This is a genomic window from Embleya sp. NBC_00888 (genome assembly GCF_045207655.1).
GTDB lineage: Bacteria > Actinomycetota > Actinomycetes > Streptomycetales > Streptomycetaceae > Embleya.
The window spans coordinates 3,949,466-3,966,922 of record NZ_CP108784.1 but is presented as its reverse complement, the minus strand read 5'-3'; the positions used below and the strand labels follow the sequence as shown (position 1 = coordinate 3,966,922).

General features: G+C 70.1%; 18 protein-coding genes. 8 read left to right on the top strand and 10 right to left on the bottom strand.

Annotated elements, in window-relative coordinates:
* Nucleotides 1–161 precede the first annotated feature (161 nt).
* The 4 genes from OG948_RS16410 (at nt 162) to OG948_RS16395 (ending at nt 3,772) form a co-directional block, all read left to right on the top strand.
* Nucleotides 162–1,148: an acyl-CoA dehydrogenase family protein gene (locus tag OG948_RS16410; protein WP_406297281.1), complete on the top strand. Its 987-nt coding sequence runs from the start codon at nt 162–164 to the stop codon at nt 1,146–1,148.
* A gap of 238 nt (nt 1,149–1,386) precedes the next feature.
* Nucleotides 1,387–1,746, top strand: a complete 360-nt coding sequence (locus OG948_RS16405) for an ATP-binding protein (RefSeq protein WP_406297280.1) — start codon at nt 1,387–1,389, stop codon at nt 1,744–1,746.
* Between the two features lie 140 nt (nt 1,747–1,886).
* A complete protein-coding gene (locus OG948_RS16400; RefSeq protein ID WP_406297279.1) occupies nt 1,887–2,822 on the top strand; it encodes an ATP-binding cassette domain-containing protein in 936 nt (311 codons plus the stop codon).
* A gap of 5 nt (nt 2,823–2,827) precedes the next feature.
* A complete protein-coding gene (locus OG948_RS16395) occupies nt 2,828–3,772 on the top strand; it encodes an ABC transporter permease (protein WP_406297278.1) in 945 nt (314 codons plus the stop codon).
* 317 nt (nt 3,773–4,089) lie between these two features.
* On the opposite strand, the gene OG948_RS16390 is transcribed toward OG948_RS16395, so the two are convergent.
* A complete protein-coding gene (locus tag OG948_RS16390; RefSeq protein WP_406300273.1) occupies nt 4,090–4,890 on the bottom strand; it encodes an MMPL family transporter in 801 nt (266 codons plus the stop codon).
* 236 nt (nt 4,891–5,126) lie between these two features.
* Nucleotides 5,127–5,891 (bottom strand): hypothetical protein, encoded by a 765-nt coding sequence (locus tag OG948_RS16385; protein WP_406297277.1) that lies wholly within the window; start codon nt 5,889–5,891, stop codon nt 5,127–5,129.
* A 350-nt stretch (nt 5,892–6,241) separates the two neighbouring features.
* Between OG948_RS16385 and OG948_RS16380 the strand changes: the two genes are divergently transcribed.
* Both OG948_RS16380 and OG948_RS16375 read left to right on the top strand, forming a co-directional pair.
* On the top strand, nt 6,242–7,021 hold the full coding sequence (locus OG948_RS16380) for an SDR family NAD(P)-dependent oxidoreductase (protein WP_406297276.1): 780 nt from the start codon (nt 6,242–6,244) through the stop codon (nt 7,019–7,021).
* Between the two features lie 106 nt (nt 7,022–7,127).
* A complete protein-coding gene (locus OG948_RS16375) occupies nt 7,128–8,093 on the top strand; it encodes a DUF4419 domain-containing protein (protein ID WP_406297275.1) in 966 nt (321 codons plus the stop codon).
* Nucleotides 8,094–8,223: 130 nt separating this feature from the next.
* Here the strand turns inward: OG948_RS16375 and OG948_RS16370 are convergent, their stop codons facing one another.
* Nucleotides 8,224–9,090, bottom strand: a complete 867-nt coding sequence (locus tag OG948_RS16370) for a GyrI-like domain-containing protein (protein ID WP_406297274.1) — start codon at nt 9,088–9,090, stop codon at nt 8,224–8,226.
* A gap of 255 nt (nt 9,091–9,345) precedes the next feature.
* Between OG948_RS16370 and OG948_RS16365 the strand changes: the two genes are divergently transcribed.
* Together OG948_RS16365 and OG948_RS16360 are read left to right on the top strand one after the other, a co-directional pair.
* Nucleotides 9,346–9,909 carry a dihydrofolate reductase family protein gene (locus OG948_RS16365; RefSeq protein WP_406297273.1) on the top strand — a complete coding sequence of 188 codons (564 nt, stop codon included), beginning with the start codon at nt 9,346–9,348 and terminating at the stop codon, nt 9,907–9,909.
* A gap of 109 nt (nt 9,910–10,018) precedes the next feature.
* Nucleotides 10,019–10,867, top strand: a complete 849-nt coding sequence (locus OG948_RS16360) for a TIGR02452 family protein (protein WP_406297272.1) — start codon at nt 10,019–10,021, stop codon at nt 10,865–10,867.
* A 52-nt stretch (nt 10,868–10,919) separates the two neighbouring features.
* On the opposite strand, the gene OG948_RS16355 is transcribed toward OG948_RS16360, so the two are convergent.
* The 7 genes from OG948_RS16355 to OG948_RS16325 form a co-directional block, all read right to left on the bottom strand.
* Nucleotides 10,920–11,666, bottom strand: a complete 747-nt coding sequence (locus OG948_RS16355; RefSeq protein ID WP_406297271.1) for a hypothetical protein — start codon at nt 11,664–11,666, stop codon at nt 10,920–10,922.
* Nucleotides 11,663–12,352: a hypothetical protein gene (locus tag OG948_RS16350; RefSeq protein WP_406297270.1), complete on the bottom strand. Its 690-nt coding sequence runs from the start codon at nt 12,350–12,352 to the stop codon at nt 11,663–11,665. Before OG948_RS16350 ends, OG948_RS16355 begins: the two co-directional genes overlap by 4 nt.
* Nucleotides 12,353–12,590: 238 nt before the next feature.
* The gene (locus OG948_RS16345; protein WP_406297269.1) at nt 12,591–13,730 is read right to left on the bottom strand and encodes an acyl-CoA dehydrogenase family protein; all 1,140 of its coding nucleotides are present in this window, start codon (nt 13,728–13,730) and stop codon (nt 12,591–12,593) included.
* Between the two features lie 12 nt (nt 13,731–13,742).
* Nucleotides 13,743–14,216, bottom strand: coding sequence for a hypothetical protein (locus OG948_RS16340; RefSeq protein ID WP_406297268.1), 474 nt, complete (start codon nt 14,214–14,216; stop codon nt 13,743–13,745).
* A complete protein-coding gene (locus OG948_RS16335) occupies nt 14,213–14,740 on the bottom strand; it encodes a MaoC family dehydratase N-terminal domain-containing protein (protein WP_406297267.1) in 528 nt (175 codons plus the stop codon). Before OG948_RS16335 ends, OG948_RS16340 begins: the two co-directional genes overlap by 4 nt.
* Nucleotides 14,737–15,903 carry a CaiB/BaiF CoA transferase family protein gene (locus OG948_RS16330; RefSeq protein ID WP_402234580.1) on the bottom strand — a complete coding sequence of 389 codons (1,167 nt, stop codon included), beginning with the start codon at nt 15,901–15,903 and terminating at the stop codon, nt 14,737–14,739. The genes OG948_RS16335 and OG948_RS16330 overlap by 4 nt, the downstream gene beginning before the upstream one ends.
* Nucleotides 15,904–15,916: 13 nt before the next feature.
* Nucleotides 15,917–17,098 (bottom strand): acyl-CoA dehydrogenase family protein, encoded by a 1,182-nt coding sequence (locus OG948_RS16325; RefSeq protein WP_395866951.1) that lies wholly within the window; start codon nt 17,096–17,098, stop codon nt 15,917–15,919.
* Nucleotides 17,099–17,457: the final 359 nt, after the last annotated feature.

The window sequence follows — 17,457 nt, the reverse complement described above, 5'->3', positions numbered from 1 at the left end:
GTTGCCGGCCGGGCGTCGAGGGGCGACCGGGCGGGGATTTCCGGCCGAGCGTGGAGGGGCGACCGGGCGTGGGTTGCCGGCTGCGCGACGGGGTGGATTTCCGGCTGGGCACGGAACGGTCGGGCATGGACTTTCGGCTGAGCAAGGAACGGTGATCGGACATGGATTTCCAGCTGAGTGAGGACCAGCGCGATCTGCGGTCCGGGGTGCGGGAGTTCTGCCAGGGTCGGTTCGACCGGGATCGCATGCGGGCGCTGGTCGACACCGCGCCGGTGCCCGGGATGGTGGACCGCGCGCTGTGGCGGGAACTGGCCGAGACCGGCTTCTTCTCGCTGCGGATCGCGGAGGAGGCGGGCGGCGTCGGGCTGGGCGTGGCCGAGGCCGCGCTGGTGTACGAGGAGGCGGGTCGGGTGTTGTTGCCCGGGCCGCTGGTGGCCACGCATCTGGCGGCCTCGCTGCCCGGGGACCTGGGGACGGACGCGGCCTCGGGGGATGCGGTGGTCGGGTTGATCGAGGGTGACTCGTGGCCCTTGCTGGTCGAGCATCTGGACGCGTTGGACTGTTTGTTGGTGCTCACCGATGAGGGCATTCGGCTGGTCGACCCGAGGCATGTGCGCGGTGAGCGGGTCGCGCATCCGGTGGATCCGTTCACGCCGGTGACCTCGGTGGACGAGCTGCCGGTGGGCGAGTTGGTGGCCGATGCTCTCGTTGCGGAGCAGTGGCGCCGAATCGGAGCGGTGCTCACGGCGGCGCTTCAGCTCGGGATCGCGGCGCGGCTCACCGAGTTGGCCACGCAGTATGCCAAGGAGCGGGAGCAGTTCGGGCGGGTGATCGGCAGCTTCCAGGCGGTCAAGCACCTGTGCGCGGAGATGCTGGTGCGGACCGAGATCGCGCGGGCCGCGGTGTATGCGGCGGCCGTGACGCTGGATGATCCGGCGGTGGGTGATCCGGAGGTCGCGGTCCTCACGGCGAAGGTGATGGGGGACGACGCGGCGACGCGGAACGGGAAGGACGCCACGCAGGTGTATGGCGGGATGGGGTTCACCTGGGAGGTGGACGTGCACCTGTATCTGAAGCGGGCGTGGGTGCATGCGACGCAATTTGGTGGGGCGGAGGAGAACGAAGAGGCGTTGGCCGGGACGCTCTAGCCGGTGGGCGCGGGGGTGGGGTTGGGCTGGGTTGGCCTCATGCGCCGGCCGGGCTGAGTGGCCTCAAGCGCCGGCCGGGCTGGGTTGGCCTCATGCGCCGGCCGGGCTAGGTGGCCTCGGTAGCTGTTCTCTTATCGATCACGGGAGCTGAGTTTCCGCTGGTCAGGTATGAACTCGGGTGCGGGGCTCGGAGGATGCCGGGGGCGTCGGACCGGTTGCGGTCGCGACGGCGCCGGCCGTGGCCGGCGCCGTCGTGCCCCATCACCGCGAAGGGCCGGCCGCCGCGCTGGTCGTGGCGGAGCTTGCCGCCAATGCGGTGAACCACGGACACACTCCCGACGCGCGCTTCGAACTCGAAGTCGCCGTCCGGCCGGACCTCGCCGACCCCGAGCTGCTCCGCATCGCTGTCACCGACTCGTACGGCGGCCACGTACCGACCGCCGTCCTGCGGCCGCCGGCGCCGGACGCGAAGTCGGGGCGTGGCCTCATGCTGGTGGCCACCCTCGCGGAGCGCTGGGGCGGCAGGTGCGTGGGGGCCGGGCGGAAGACCGTGTGGGCGGAGCTCGACGCACGTGTGTCAGGGGCAGGTACGGGGTGAGTCCGGGTAGTCCCTTAGATCGCAAGGACGAGGTGCCGATCCTGGGTGTTCTCCAGAGTTGAGGTCGACGACGACGCCGGGCACATGACGGGCGTCGCCGCTCCTCATCCTTGACTCTCCGATGCCCCGACGAGGACGCGATGATCGAAGCCCAAGGCTTGACGAAGAGGTACGGCAACAAGCTGGCGGTCGATCAGCTCTCGTTCCACATCCGGCCGGGCACGGTCACCGGCTTCCTGGGCCCCAACGGCGCGGGCAAGTCCACCACGATGCGCATGATCCTCGGCCTGGACTCCCCCACCGCCGGGAACGTCCTCATCAACGGCCGCCCCTACCAGCACCTGTCCGCACCTTTGCGCGAGGTCGGCGCGCTGCTGGACGCCAAGGCCTTGCACGGCGGCCGCAGCGCCTACAACCACCTGCTGTGCCTGGCGCAGAGCAACGGCATCCCGCGCCGCCGCGTCGACGACGTCCTGAACGTGGTCGGCGTCACCGCGGTGGCCAAGAAGCGCACCAAGGGCTTCTCCCTGGGCATGGGGCAGCGCCTGGGCATCGCGTCCGCGCTGCTGGGCGACCCCGGCATCCTGATGTTCGACGAACCCGTCAACGGCCTGGACCCCGAGGGCATCCTCTGGATCCGCAACCTGATGAAAGCCCTCGCCGCGGAAGGCCGCACGGTGTTCGTCTCCAGCCACCTGATGAGCGAGATGGAGGTCACCGCCGACCACCTCATCGTCATCGGACAAGGCCGGCTCATCGCCGACACCTCCATGCGCGACTTCATCGAACGCAACTCCACCGCCCACACCGTGGTCCGCTCGCCGCAGGCCGACAAGCTCGCCAAGCTCCTCACCGCCAAGGGCGGCACCATCGCCCCCGAAGGCGACACCGGAGCCCTGCGCGTCACCGGCCCCGACACCGCCGCGATCGGCGACATCGCCGCCGAACACGGCATCGCCCTCCACGAACTCTCCCCCCGCTTCGCCTCCCTCGAAGAGGTCTACATGCACCTCACCCAGGACGCCGTGGAATACCGCTCGGGCCGACCCGGCCAGACCCGCGGAAGCGAGGGCTGAGCATCATGGCCATTCCCACCCCACGGCAGTCACCCACCGGCGTGCAGACGGGCGCCGAGGACAACGGCAGCGCGCGCACTCCGTCAGCGAACGGGCGGATCAACAGCCGGGGTTCGTACGATCCCGAGCCGCCGCAGACCCCGGGCGCGCTGGGGCTGTACCGGCAAACCCCCGTCAGCCGCCCGCACTTCACGCGCATGCTGCAGTCCGAGTGGACGAAGATCCGCACGGTCCGCTCCACCATGTGGTCGCTGATCGTCATGGCAGTGCTGATCGTCGGCATGGCCGCCCTCCTCGGCGCGACCATCGACACCCCGGACGACGAGGGCAAGGACCCGACCGTGTCGCTCGCGCTGGCCGGCACGGTGGTCGCGCAGATCGCGGCCGCGACGCTCGGCGTGCTCACCATCTCGGCCGAGTACACCACCGGCATGATCCGCTCCACGATGACCGCGTACCCGCGCCGCATCACGGTCCTGGCCGCCAAATCGGTCGTCTTCGGCCTGCTGATGTTCGTGGTCGGCCTGGTCGCGTGCTATCTCGCCTACCTCGTCGCCGACGGGATGTTCTCGCGCGAGGTGGCCGCCGACTCCACGAACCGGGAGATCCTCAAGGGCGTCCTGGGTTCGGCGACGTACCTGGCGCTGCTCGGCCTGTTCAGCCTCGGTGTGGGCACCATGCTCCGGCACTCGGCAGGGGCCATCACCGCGGTCCTCGGCATCGTGCTCGTGCCGACGATCTTCGGCGGGTTCATCCCCGGCAAGTTCGGCGAATGGGTCGTCGCCTACTCGCCCACCGCACTGCTGACCAAAATGGTGGCGCCGTACGGCGACGTGGAGGGCGGCATGGCCGGCGGCCTGGGCCCGTGGCCCGGCATGATCCTGATGACCTGCTACGCCGCCGCGGCACTGGCCGGCGCCGCCACACTCATCAAATCACGCGACGTCTGACCCGAGCCGCACCGAAGTCCCGTCCATCGCCTCCCGGACGGGACTTCGCGTTCCGTGCGCCAGTCACCTCCACCCATAGCGGCGGAGAAGTGCGCTCATGCTGCTGCGTCCGATCCGAGAAGCCGTTGTCTTGGTGAACCTGGCATCGGGTTACAGGACTTGGCTTCTCGTGCGCCGGCCGGGCTGATGTTGGCTGGGCGGTGTTGGTTGGCGTTGGGTGTCGGCCGGGTTGGGTGGCCTCAAGCGTCGGCCGGGCTGAGGCGCCTCGTGCGTCGGCCGGGCTTGGTGGGGTGTTGTGGGTTTGAGGTGGGGGGACTTCACCTTTGTGGGTTCCGGGGCCTTGGGTGGGATGGCCACCAGAAGGTTCGGGCTGTGTCGAGGGCCAGGGCTGGGACGAGGATTGAGCGGACCAGGCAGGTGTCGATCAGGACGCCCAGGGCTACCAGGGTGCCTATTTGGATGAAGGCGACCTGTGGGGCGGCGGTGAGGGCGGCGAAGGTGGCGGCCAGGACCGCGCCGGCGCCGGTGATCACGCCGCCGGTGGCGGTCAGGCCGGTGAGTACGGCCGCCGCGTGCGGGCGTTGTTCGTACTCCTCGCGGATGCGGGAGATCAGGAAGATGTTGTAGTCCGCGCCCAGGGCGACCAGGAAGAGGAATCCGACCAGCATGATCTGGACGTCCATCGCCGGGAACCCGAGGACGTGTCGGAACAGCCGCCAACTCAGGCCCAGGGCGGCCAGGTAGGACAGCAGTACGGTCGCCATCAGGAGCAGCGGCGCGACCAGTGCGCGCAGCAGCAGGACCAGGATCAGGAACACCACGCCGATCACCAACGGGATGACCGTGCGCCGGTCGTGCGCCTGTGCCGCCGCCTTGTCCAGGCCGGCCGCTGTGGGGCCGCCGACCAGGGCGTGTGCGTTCGGGAGGGTGTGGACCGCGGTCTTGATCGTGGCGAGTCGGTCGGCGGCGGCCGGGCTGTCGGTGGGGACGTCCAGGACCGCGCGGATCTCGACCAGATTTCCGTCGGTCGAGCGGATCGGGGGCTTGGGGACGTCGACGCCGGGCAGGTCGCGTAGTGCGGTGGTGACGGCGTCGGCCGCGGCGGTGTCGGCGACGATGCGGACCGGGCGGCTCCGGCTCGCCGGGAAGTGCGCGGCCAGGAGCTTTTGGCCGGCGATCGAGTCGGGGCCGGGGTCGCGCGGTCGAGGTCTACGGGTGGGCTGCTTGTACGCGCCATCCGGCCCGTCGTCCCGGCGCCATCACCCTCCGACGCCGGGGCGGGTCACTGGAAGGCTGTGGTTTCTCGAGGTTCGTCGATGTGAAACCGTTCGCCGCCGGTGGCCGGATGGGTGCGTCAGCCGGTTCCGCTTCCGCGCATGGCCGAGGCCACCTGCTCGACCTGCTTGCGGACCAACGCCTCGTCGGGATGTTGCGGTGCGGGGCCGGTGAGGTTGACCCGGGCCACCCGAATCAGGGTGGTGCCGACACGTACCAGGACGACCGAGTGCACCCAGGCCTGTCCGCTGTCGACACGCGTCACGAATTCGGTGGCCAAGGTTTCGTCACCGAGACCCTCCCATCGGATTTCCCGAGCCGTGAATCGCCCGGAGAACTCGGCCGTTGTCAGCCGCTGATCCGCACATCGAGGAATCAGCTCTCGGGCCTCGGAGATGAGCCTTTCGGCGTCATCGGGTGCCAGGGAGGTCAAGCCGGAACCGAGAAGCGCGTACGCCTTGCCCCCGGGCGCCGGTTCCCGAGCAATGATCGATGCCGCCGCCAGGACGGGGTAGACACCCGACACCGGATTGGCCGCTCTCATCAGTCGATCGCAGTCGGCCGAGTCCGATTCCGTCGGCGAGTCGTCGCCACCCCGGTCGGTGTCGACCCTCGACTCCCAGCCCTCGGGCAGGTCCGACTTCTTCAGGAGCGCGCGCTTGAGTTCGGCCGTCGTCAGTTGGGCGGCGGCGCGGGGCGCCTTCGGGGATGTGCTCGACGGCGCGGACGAGGCCGGGGCCGTTGTGGACGACTTGTTCGCCGAGGAGGCCGACGCGAGGTCTTCGGCCGTTCCCCCACACGCGGTTGCCGCCGACAACAGGGCGATCACGAGCAGACCCGTCATACGACGCGGGCGAACACGTACCAAGGCGGGAGACCTCCGCGAGAAGTGCCAGGGGATGGCAAAGCCGGTTCAGTATGGCAGTGGCCTTTCGGCGCGTCCGTGCCCCCGTGACCTGGGGGAATCGCCTTAGTAGTCAATCCTGTTCGGGAGTGGGGCCGGACCGGAGTCGGCGCAGGGGGCAATGCGTGCGCCGGGGGCGGAGCCGAGGTCGGGCAGGCTGTGGAATTTGTGTGTCGTCGGTCCATCGGGTCGGGTGTTTTGGCTGGTCAGGGGTGGGATCCATTGACAGTTTCCCGGACTGGGGATATTCCTGACAGGTCGTCAGATTCGCGTGCAGCAGGGAGCCAGTCATGGAGCGCGACTTCGGGAAGCGGGCCGGCGCGGTCGTGGTGGTCGGTGCCGGAGGCGGGATCGGTGCGGCGATCTGTCGGGTGTTCGCCGAGCGCGGGGCGGACCTCGCGGTCACCTATCGCAACGGCGCCGCCGCGACCGAGGCCGTCGCCGAGGAGGCCCGCGTCGAGCACGGCCGGCGGGCCCGCGCGTGGCAGGTCGATCTCACCGACGCGGACGCCGTGGCGCGCTTCGTGGCGGAGGCGGCGGCGGAGTTCGGCGGGGTGCACACGGTTGTGTACGCGGCCGGCCCACACGTACCGATGTTGCACCTGAGTCGGGTCACGCCCGCGCAGTATCGCGAGCAACTCGATGGTGACGCGGTTGCGTTCTTCAACCTGGTCCACCCCTCGCTGCCGTACCTGCGCGCCGCCGGCAATGGCAGCCTGGTCGCGGTCACCACCGCCGCCACGAGCCGATTCCCGGTCCGGGACGGCCTGTCGTCGTGCACCAAGAGCGCGGTCGAGGCGATCGTGCGCGGCATCGCCGCCGAGGAGGGCCGGTTCGGCGTGCGTGCGAACAGCGTCGGACCCGGGATGCTCACCGACGGCATGGCGGCGCGGCTGATCGACAGCGGCGACCTCGACGTGCGCGCGTTGGACGTCACGCGCGGCAACATCCCGCTGCGGCGGTTCGGCGCGGCCCGGGACATCGCCGAGGCGGTCTGCTTCCTGGCCTCCGACCGGGCCGGCTTCATCAGCGGCCAGAAACTGGATGTGGACGGCGGCTACGGCGTCTGACGTGTCGTCATGAAGGGCCGCCATGAAGGCTCGTCATGACGTGTCGTGGTGGGGTGCCGCCATGAGGCGGCCTCGTTGCCGTGCCGACGGGTGATCGGGGGAGTGGGTGGCGTTCGAGGTGGCGTTGCCGCTTGCCGAGGATGCCAAGGTCGCCGGATCGGCCAACGCACCGGCCGAGGTCGGCAATAGGCGATTCCTCAGGGTTGTTGTCGGTGGTTCGGCGCGGTTCCACCATTGCAGCACCGACCGGCTGGTCGGGTGGCCGTCCGATGCCCCCGAGGTGACCGAGCCGTCCTCCAGTCTGTTGCTGCGCGCCCTGCACATGTGCTTCTCGGCCCACCTGCCGCTCAGCCTCTCGCCCGACGTGTTGTGGTACGCCGTCGTCCACGAAGTGGCCGTCCATGTGCGGCTCGACCCCGACACCCACGCGTCGTTGTTCACCGACACGCCCGGGCAACGGCAAACCATCACCGTGCGCGACGACTCGGCCCCGCTCGACTGGGAGCGAAAGTACCGATCGGCTTCCGGCGGCGCCTGGGTCACCGGATGGATCAACGCCTTCTTCGCCCACCGATACGGCGACGACGGGCCGTTGCCCAAGGACGAGTTCGGCCCGGGCAGGATGGCGAAGGGGTACTTTCCCTCGCACGTCTCCCGTGTTCCCTTCGTGTGGCGAACGCTCGGCGGCACATTCGACATGGCCTTCCTGGGCGGTGTACTGGGCATCGAGCGCGATGGCGAGTGGATCCGGCCCCGGCTCGGGAACGCCGTGGTGGAGCCCCTGCTCGACGCCGAGCCGGGCGAAGAACTGCTGCCCGGGCCCTGGACGTTGACCGGCATCCGGCGTCGCACCGGCTGTCCCGAGGCCCGGATCCTGGACACTCCCGGTGTCGTCACCCACGACGGCGAGCCCCTGCACGTCGACTGCGCGATCGACGTGCAGGGGCTCTGCGTCGTCCGGAGCGTGGCCGGTGACTGGTATCTCGGGCACCTGACGGCCGAATCGGGTGACATCGAGTGCTGGGAGTGCTGCGGTCCGGACCTCGGGAACGCTCTGCGCAGCTACTTCTGACACTTTTGCCGAACTCGGATCAGGACACGTCTCGGATCAGGACACGTCTCGGATCAGGACACGTCTCGGATCGGGACGGGACTTGGATCGGGAACTTGGATCGGGACGCGGATCCGGACGGGACGTTGGATCAGGCCGCGGCGGGCTCCACGGGGATCCATAGGGTCGCGTCGGCGCGGGTGCCGTCGGAGGAGGGTTGCACGCGGAGGATCTCCGGACCCGGCCTGGTGCGGTACGGGTTGGACGGGAACCAATCGGTGAACACTTCGCGCCACAGGAACTGGAGCGATTCCGGGAATTGGCCGGAGTGTTCGAAGACCGCCCACATCCCGGCCGGCACGGCGAGGGCGTCCAGGTCGGCCGGTGCCTGAGCGTGCGTCACCACACCGTGGTAGTAGTCGAGTTCGGTTCCCTCGGCGCGGTCGGGCGCGAGGTCGTCGGTGACCGCGACGAGCCCTTCCGGCTCCTGGTCGGACAGATCCTTGATCCGCCGGGTCGTCTCCTCGTCGATGCCTCGGACGAACTCGGCGATCGCCGGATTCACCCCGACATGGACGAGCGGGACGCGGGCCTTCCTGCCGACCACCTGAAACGCGTCCTTGTGGACGATGCGGTATCGCATGCTGCTGCTCCCCTCGATGACGAGACGGAAGGACATCCGCGGCTGCGAGCTCAACACCGCACCGGTACGGCGGGCCTCGCCGGGACCCACACCGTGCATCGCGCGGAACGCCCGGGCGAACGCCTCGCCCGAGGAGTAGCCGTGGCGTACCGCGACCTCCAGCAGCGTTCGCTCGCCGGCGAGCACCTCGGCGCCCGCGAGTGTGAGCCGGCGGCGCCGGATGTACTCCGACAGCGGCATCCCGGCCAACGCGGAGAACATCCGTCGGAAGTGGTACTCCGACGTCGTCGCGATGCGTGCCGCCTCGGCGACGTCGATCTCCCGGTCGAGCCGCGACTCGATGTGACCCAGGGCCTGATTCAGGCGCTCCAGCACTGTGGACTCCTTCCCTTGCGCCGACCACGTTAGGAAGCCTCGCGTATGCCCGACCCGACATTCCGTGCCCGGTTCGGTCGGGTGGTCGGGCGCGCGCGGGGGCCGGGAGCCGGGCCCGGCCGGTGGTGGTGCCGGCGGTGGTGTCGGTGACGGCGGCGGCATGAGTGGCACGGTCCGCGGGGACTCTCCGGCCGAAGAAGCACCGGGAGACCGTCCCGAGTGCCGGTCGCGGACGAGTTCGATGAGGTGCGTGCCATGCGAAAGATCATCTACACCTCGTCGATCTCCCTCGACGGCTTCATCGAGGGGCCGAATCGGGAGATCGACTGGCATCGGGTCGACGAGGAATTGCACGGGTACTTCAACAACCTGCTCAAGACCATGGGCGGCTTCTTGAGCGGACGGGTCACCCACGAGCTCATGGCGGGGTTCTGGCCGACGGCCGATGCCGACCCGTCCAGTTCGGAGACCATGGTCGAGTTCGCCGGCATCTGGCGGGACATGCCCAAGATCGTGTTCTCCAGGACGCTGGAGCACGCCGACTGGAACACCACGATCAAGCGGGAGGTGGTGGCCGAGGAGATCATGGCGCTCAAGGCGGAGCCGGGCGGCGACCTCGCGCTCAGTGGCGCGGATCTGGCGGCCACGTTCCGGCGACTGGATCTGATCGACGAGTACGCGGTCTACGTCCATCCGATGCTGATCGGACGTGGGAAGCCGATGTTCGGGGCGACGGACACCCGGACCGCGCTTCGCCTCGTGGAGTCCCGAACCTTCGGCAACGGGGTGGCGCTGCTGCGGTACGGGCGAGCCGAGTAGGGGCCGGGGCGGCGTAGGGGTCGCACCGGATGCGGGGTGTGACCGGCGCGCGCTACCGACGCGTGTGCGGCACAGTTCGTTTCGGGGTCTGTGGGGTTCGCGGTCGATCGTGAACCGGTGGCGAAAGGGTGGGGGTTCGGTAAGGGTGCGTTCGGCGTTGCGGGAAAGGTGGCGGGAGACGCGGGCGGCCTTGGATCAGGGCTGGTACGCGTATGGCGGGAGGCGGGTGGATCTATCGGCCGGGCTCAGTGAGATGGGTCGGGGGATTCGGCTCTTCGGTGCCGAGGAGCTTCGTGGTCTGGGCTTTCCCCGGGGCTCGGGGGACACCCGGATCGAGGTGGTGCGGGAGACCACGCTGGAGGCCGTGGAGCGGCTGGGCGGGGGCGGACCTGTCGCGGCGCTGAACTTCGCGTCGGCTCGGAATCCGGGAGGGGGAGTCGAACGTGGGGCGCAGGCGCAGGAGGAGAGCCTGGCCCGGTCGAGTGGCCTGTACGACGCGTTGATCCGGTGTCCCGAGTTCTACGAGGCGCACCGGAACGATCGCGACCCGTTCTACAGCGATCGGGTCGTGCATACGCCGGGGGTTCCGGTGTTTCGCCGGGACGATGGTTCGTGGTTGCCCGTGCCGTTGCGGGTGGCGTTTCTGACGTCGGCCGCGCCGAATCGGGGGGCGATCGAGCGGGATCGGCCGAGCGCGGTCGGCAGGATCGCGGGCGTGTTGGCGACCCGGGCACGTGGTGTGCTCGCCGTTGCGGCCCATCAGGGCGAATCCCGTCTCGTGCTGGGTGCGTGGGGGTGCGGTGTGTTCGGCAACGAACCGGCGGAGGTCGCGGCGGCGTTCGCGGTGCACTTGCGCGGCGGGTTCGCGGGGGTCTTCGAACAGGTCGTGTTCGCGATCCCGGATCGGGACGACTCCACCCGCCGGGTGTTCGAGCGAGTGCTGGGCAACTGCCGGTAGAGGTGCGTGTGGGCGAAAGGGGGCGCTGGGTCGCTCAGTCGGGTCGCCCCCGTCATCCCAGTTGGGCGTAGCGGGTGAGGGCTGCGCGGAAGGCGGTCGGGTGTACGGCGAGGGGGTCGGTGTAGGGGTTTCGTAGTTGGAGGACGAGCAGGATTCCGAAGGCGACGATCGTGCCCACGAAGGCGAGGGCGATGACGTGGCGGCGGTCTGCGGTCGGGACGACGAGCGCCGGGAAGACGATGGCGAAGATGCCGGCGACGATCATGGCCACCGGTAGCACGATCGGTGTGGTGGAGGCCGGGTCGGCGAGGCGGACGTGGCGCTTGACGTACAGGTCGGCCACGGCCGCCTGGGTGTCGACGGCCCGATCGTGCGCCGTCTCCGAGACCGTGCCGACGCGGGCCGCGATCCGGTCGAGTTGGCGCCACGCGAGCGGGGTCTCGTGCTTGTCGGCCATCGCCGACCATTCCTTGTCGATCACCGTGCGGGTGTAGTCGCGCAGCCCGGTGCGAACGAAGTCTCGGTCGGGTGGCGGAAGTTGGCCGGCCGCCGCGTAGGTCTTGGTCAGCACGCGCGCCTCGTCGCTCGCGTGTTGGCGGACCGTGGACTGGAGTTCCCACGCTCCGACGATCTGGAAACTGGTCAGCAGCACGAAGGAGGACAGGACGGCTCCGCCGCAGAAGGACAGCAGTTGGCCGTCGAAGCCGCTGTCCTTGGCGCGTTCGGTGCGGCTCATCAGGACGACGGCCGCCGCGGCGATGCCGGCGCCGAGAAGGGCGCCGAGGATCCAGATGATCACGTCCGTACTCCTCGTCGGGCCGGGTTCGGAAGCAGCGCCGCCAGCGCGGCGGGGAGGATCGACACGACCAGGACCGGCGTGATCCCGTCGGTGAATCCCGGGGGTGACGCCTCGTCCTCGGGCGGCACGGTGGTGGTGCGCAACGGCCGCCGGGTGGCGGGTGGTTCGGCGACGGGCGCGGTGGTGCCCGGTGCCTCGGGCAGTGCGTCGACCGCAGCGGAGGCGTACGGGCGGCGCATGGGCGCGGCGGGCGGCGGTCGGGTTCCGGAGGATGGGCCGGCGGCCTGCCCGGTCGCGGCGATGGCCGGTGGCGCGGGTGACGCCGGCTTGCCGGTGGGCGGTACGGCCGGCTCGGTCGCCGGCGGACGGTGCGACGGCGTGGCGGGGGGCGTCGTGCCGGGCCCGGCCGGGCAGCCGCATCCGGGACGCACGGTCACCGAGACGTCGTCGCCGATCCGGACGGCGGTCAGCACGCCGGGTTGGTACACGACGTGTACGCGGCCGGTGTGCACCTGCGTACGTGAGCCCACGGGCCCGGCCGGTCGGCCCGTTGCGGCCGGGTCGGGGCGGGCCTCCACGTTCACGGCGGTGCGTTCGTCGGCGAACGCGTCGCCGGCGGCGGCCAGGACCGGCAGGCATCCACACACCACCAGCAGACACCGCGCCGCGAACCGAGAGTTGCCCATGGCGTCAGGGTGACGACGATGGGCGCACGCACCCGGGTGAATGCCCCGAAACCCCACTTTCGGGTGACCGACGGCGGGCAGCCGAGCCGTCGCCCATGGCGACGACCCCTTCGGCGGGCGCGCGATCGCCCGCCCCGGAGCCGCCCGGTCCACGATGGCCTCGATCCACCCACACCCCAACACACCACGAAGGCGGCTCCGACCGGAGTCGGAGCCGCCTTCGTGGCGTGTGTCGGGGTCAGGCCTTGTCGAGGACGTCCGCCGCGATCAGGTCTTCCAGGTAGCGGTCGTCCCACCAGTTGAGTTGGAGGGACTTGGCCCGGCGGAAGTAGAGCTGTACGTCGCATTCCAGGGTGAAGCCCATGCCGCCGTGTACGTGTACCGCCAGGTCGGTGACCTCGCGGTAGGTGCGGGCGGCGAAGAGCTTGGCCATCGGGGCCAGGCGCGCGGTGTCGCGGCCCTTGTCCCGGGACCAGGCGGCCTCCCAGACCAGCGTCTCGGCGCCGTCCACGGCGGTCGAGGCGTCGGCCAGGTTGTGCGCGATGGCCTGGAACGCGCCGAGCGGCTTGTCGAACTGCTTGCGGTGCTTGGCGTATTCGACGGTGATCTCCAGGGCGCGCTTGGCGCCGCCGACGGCCTGGGCCGCGAGCAGGATCAGGCCGTCGTGCAGCACGTCCGACCAGACCGGCCAGCCGGCTCCGGCCGAGCCGACCAACTCGCCGCGTACGTCCGCCAGTTCGACCCGATACTGGGTGTCCGAGGCGATCGTGGTCTGCTGGGTCAAAGTGACTCCGGCCGCCTTCGGGTCGACCAGGAACAGCGACACGCCCTGGGCGGGGTCGCCCGGGGTTCCCGCGGTGCCGGTCCGGGCGAGCACGAGCAGCACATCGGCCGACGACGCGTACGCGACGTGCCGCTTCGTACCGGACAACACGTGGCCGTCGCCGTCCGCGCGGGCCGCCAGCGCCACGCCCTTGCCGCCGTAGCCGCGGTCCGGCTCCAGCCACGCGACGCTCGCGATGGTGGTGCCGGCCGCGATGCCCGGCAGGTACTTCTGCCGCTGCTCGTCGGACCCGGCCGCGGCGAGCACGCCGCCGACCAGGACCGAGCTGACGAAGTGCGGAGTCGGCGCCAGCGAACGCCCGAACTCCTGGTAGACCACGGCCGCGTCGAGCGTGGTCATCTCCGACCCGCCCCACTTCTCGGGCAGGGTCAGGCCGGTCAGGCCGGACTCGCCGAGCTTCTTCCAGAAGTCCTTGGGGTAGCCGACCGGGTCGTTCTCCAACTCGCGAACGACGGAGAGGTCGGCGTGACGGGCCGTCAGGCCGCGCACGGTCTCCCGGAGGATGTCCTGTTCCTGGGTGAAATCGAGGTCCATCGCGCGTCTCCTCTAGGGCTTCCAGCGCTCGCCGCGCCGGTCCCACGGGTTGTCGTCGGGGGTGGTGGGCAACGCGATTCGCGCGGTGGCCGTGGTGCGGGGCGCGCCGTCCACGGTCAGCGAGATCTCGGCGCGGACCCAGCCGCAGCCGGCCTCGTCCACCGAGACGTCGTCCACCGTGCCGGTGAGCAGCATGTGGTCGCCGGGGAAGACCGGCTTGGTCATCCGGAACACCATCCGGCCGATCCGGCCCTTGGGACCGGTCCAGTCGTTGAGGTAGCGCTCGAACCAGGCGGCCTGGTTCGGGGTGTTCAGGAAGATGTCCTGCACGCCCTGGCGCTCCACCGCGAACTTGTAGTCGTGGTGCATCGGCCGCCAGTCGCGGCTGGCCAGCGCGCCCAGGATGACCGTGGTCGCGGTGACGTCGACGCCGAACGTGGGCAGCGCGTCGCCCTTGGCCAACTGGTCCAGAGTCAGGTCGCTCATCCGGTGGCCTCCCGCCGGTAGCCGTAGCCGGTGTAGGACTCGGTGCCGAGCAGGGCGCCGTCCTGGTTGTGGTACTCGACGTCGATCACCCAGAAGCGGCCGATCCCGAGCTTGGTGCGCTTCTCCGGGCTGACCGAGCGGAGCACCTGATGCGACGTCACGATGTCGCCCAGGCGTACCGGTTCATGGAAGACGTTGGTGTTGTCGGTCATGATCGCCTCGGGCAGTTCGAAGCGGATCTTGAGGTCGAAGTGCACTTGGAGGGAGAGTTGCTCGCCCTCCGCGCCGGGCGCCCAGTAGTGCGGGCGGGCCCACGCGGACAGCAGGCTCAGCGGGGCGATCGGACCCCCGGTCACCTCCTTCGCGACCGCCTCGTCCCAGAACAGCGGGTTGCCGTTCTGCACGGACGCGCACGAGGTCCAGATGTAGCCGCGCTCGGCGGGGAAGTCACCCCGCTTCTCGTACTGGACCTTGCCGATGAGCGCCGCCACGTCCTCGGGCAGCGCGGTGTCTTGTGCCGTCATGCGACCACTCCTGAAGCGCGAAGCTCGGCGATGCGGTCCGGGCTCAGCCCGGCCGAGGCGAGCAGCTCGTCGGTGTCGGTGATCCCCGATTCCCGGACCGGGTACGGGTCCGCGGGTGCCTGCTGGCCGGCCAGCACCGGGCCCACCTGGCGGAACTCGCCCTGGACCGGGTGCTTGGCGGTGGTGAACGCGTCGCGCGCCAGGTACTGCGGGTCCTCCAGCAGTTCCGGCACCGACAGCACCGCCGACACACAGGTGTCGGCGGGGGCCAGCTCGGCCACCCAGTCGTCCCGGTCGCGAGTGGCGAAGGCCGCCGCCAGATCGGCCCGGATCGCGTCCTGCGCGTCGTCGTCGAGCTGGCGCGGGGCCCACTTGTCCAGCCCGGTCAGCCGGCACAGGTTCGCCCAGAAGCGACCCTCGATCGCGGCCACCGCGAGCCACTTGCCGTCCCGCGCGCGGTAGGTGTCGTAGCACGCGTAGCGGCCGGTCAGGATGCCGTGCCTGGGCTCGGGTTCGACGCCGGTGGCCAGGTACTCGTCCACGCCCAGCGCCATCAGCGCGAGCATTCCGTCGGCCACCGAGACGTCCAGCCGGGCGCCCTCGCCGGTGCGCTGCCGGCGGAACAGCGCGCCCATGATCGCGATCACCGCGTGCATGCCGCCGCCCGCGCTGTCCGCCACGGTCGCGCCCGGGATCGGCGGACCGCCGTCCGCGCCGGGCCCGGACATGTGCAGGAAGCCGCCCACGCCCAGGTAGTTCAGGTCGTGCCCGGCCTGTTGCGCGTGCGGGCCGGCCTGACCGAAGCCGGACGTCGAGCAGTAGACGATTCGCGGGTTGCGCGCCGCGGCCGCGTCCGGGCCGATGCCCAGGCGGTCCACCACACCCGGGCGGAAGCTCTCGATCACCACGTCGGCGCCCTCGACCAGGGTCAGGAACGCCTCGCGGCCCTCGGGCGCCTTCATGTCGACCAGCACGCGCTTCATCCGCCGATGCGCGCTGTACGAGTAGTAGGGCGGCGCGATCTGCACGCCGCTCTTGGCCGGGACCGGGCCGACCTTGATCACCTCGGCCCCGTAGTCCGCCAACCAGCGCGAGGCGCGGGCGGCGGGGCCCACGCTCGCGAGATCCAACACCGTGACGCCTTCCAGGAACTCTCCGGACATGACCGCGGCCCCGTCAGAAGTTCTTGGGAAGGCCGAGACCGCGGCGGGCGATGATGTTCTTCTGCACCTCGGAGGTGCCGCCGCCGATGGTGTCGAGCACGGTGTAGCGGTAGGTCGAGTCGGCGCGACCGGTCATCGGCGCGTCCTCGGTGCCCACCCGCAACTGGGTGCCCGGCGAGGCGATGTCCATCGACGCGTTCGCGAGCCGCTTGGACAGCTCGGTGGCGTACAGCTTGTAGCCGGACGCCTCGACCGTGGGCGGTTTTCCGCCACCGGCCGCGGCGGCCACCACGCGCAGTCCGAGCAGACGGGCGACGGCGGCCTCGGTGACCAGCGTGGCCAACTGCTTGCGCACGATCGGGTCCTCGCGCAGCGGCTCGTCGTCGCGGGTGGCCTCCTTGACGTACTCGGTGAGCACGTTCAGGCGCTGCTGGATCGGGGCGAACGAGAACATCGTGAAGCGTTCCAGGTCGAGCGCCTGGGAGATGTACTGGAAGCCCTTGTTCAGCTCGCCGACCACATACTCGTCGGAGACCCACACGTCGTCGAAGAAGACGTCGTTGGTGCGCTCGTCGCCCATCGTCCAGATGCCCCGGACGGTGATGCCCGGGTGGTCCATCGGCACCAGGAACAGCGTGATGCCGTGGTGCTTGGGCGCGTCGGGATCGGTGCGCGCGCCGACCCAGTACCACTCGGCGAAGTGCGCCGAGGTGGTCCAGGTCTTCTGGCCGTTGAGCCGCCAGCCCGCGCCGTCGCGAACCGCGCGCAGCTTCATCGAGGCGGCGTCGGAGCCCGCCTCGGGCTCGCTGTAGCCGACCGCGAACTCGACCTCGTTGTTGAGGATCTTCGGCAGGAACTCGGCCTTGAGCTTGTCGCTGCCGTGCGCGAGCAGGGTCTTGCCGATGATGCCGACGCCCTTGCCGATCTGCGGTCCACCGCGCCCGGCGAGGGCTTCGTTGAGCAGGTATTCGTAGACCCCGTCGCCGTCCTGGCCGCCCCATTCCTCGGGCCAGGTGATGCCGAGCCAGCCTTGGTCGGCCATCTTGCGCATGTACGCGCGGCGTGCGGGGGTGTCGACGACCTGGGCCATGTTCTCCCGGGTGACATCGAACACTTCAGGGTCGGGATTGGCGTCGAGAAACCGCTCGACCGTCTCGCTGAACGCGGTCTGGTCGGGGGAGAAGTCGAAGTCCACGGGTCGCCTTTCGGGGCGCGCCCATGCCGGCAGCCTCACCTGTGTACGTGCAGGTGAGGCAGCCGGCACAGAACCTGACGGATAGTCAGATCAAAGTAACACCGGCCTCGGTTCATTTCGAGTGGCGGTCGGCAATAGATGTGTGGGCCCCGTCTCGCTCCCGCGTGCGCGCCGGGCACGGCCGGGGCGCGACCGACGAACCGGTTCTGGACAAGTCCGGAAAAGTTACGGCGCGTCCGCGATCGACCACCTATCGTGGGTGGACATGAGCGGAAAAGCTTGCCCGCAATGTGGTCGTGATCACCCGTGGTGCGGGTTCGAGTGGTCGGCACGCGAGCCGGACGACGCGGACCGCCCGG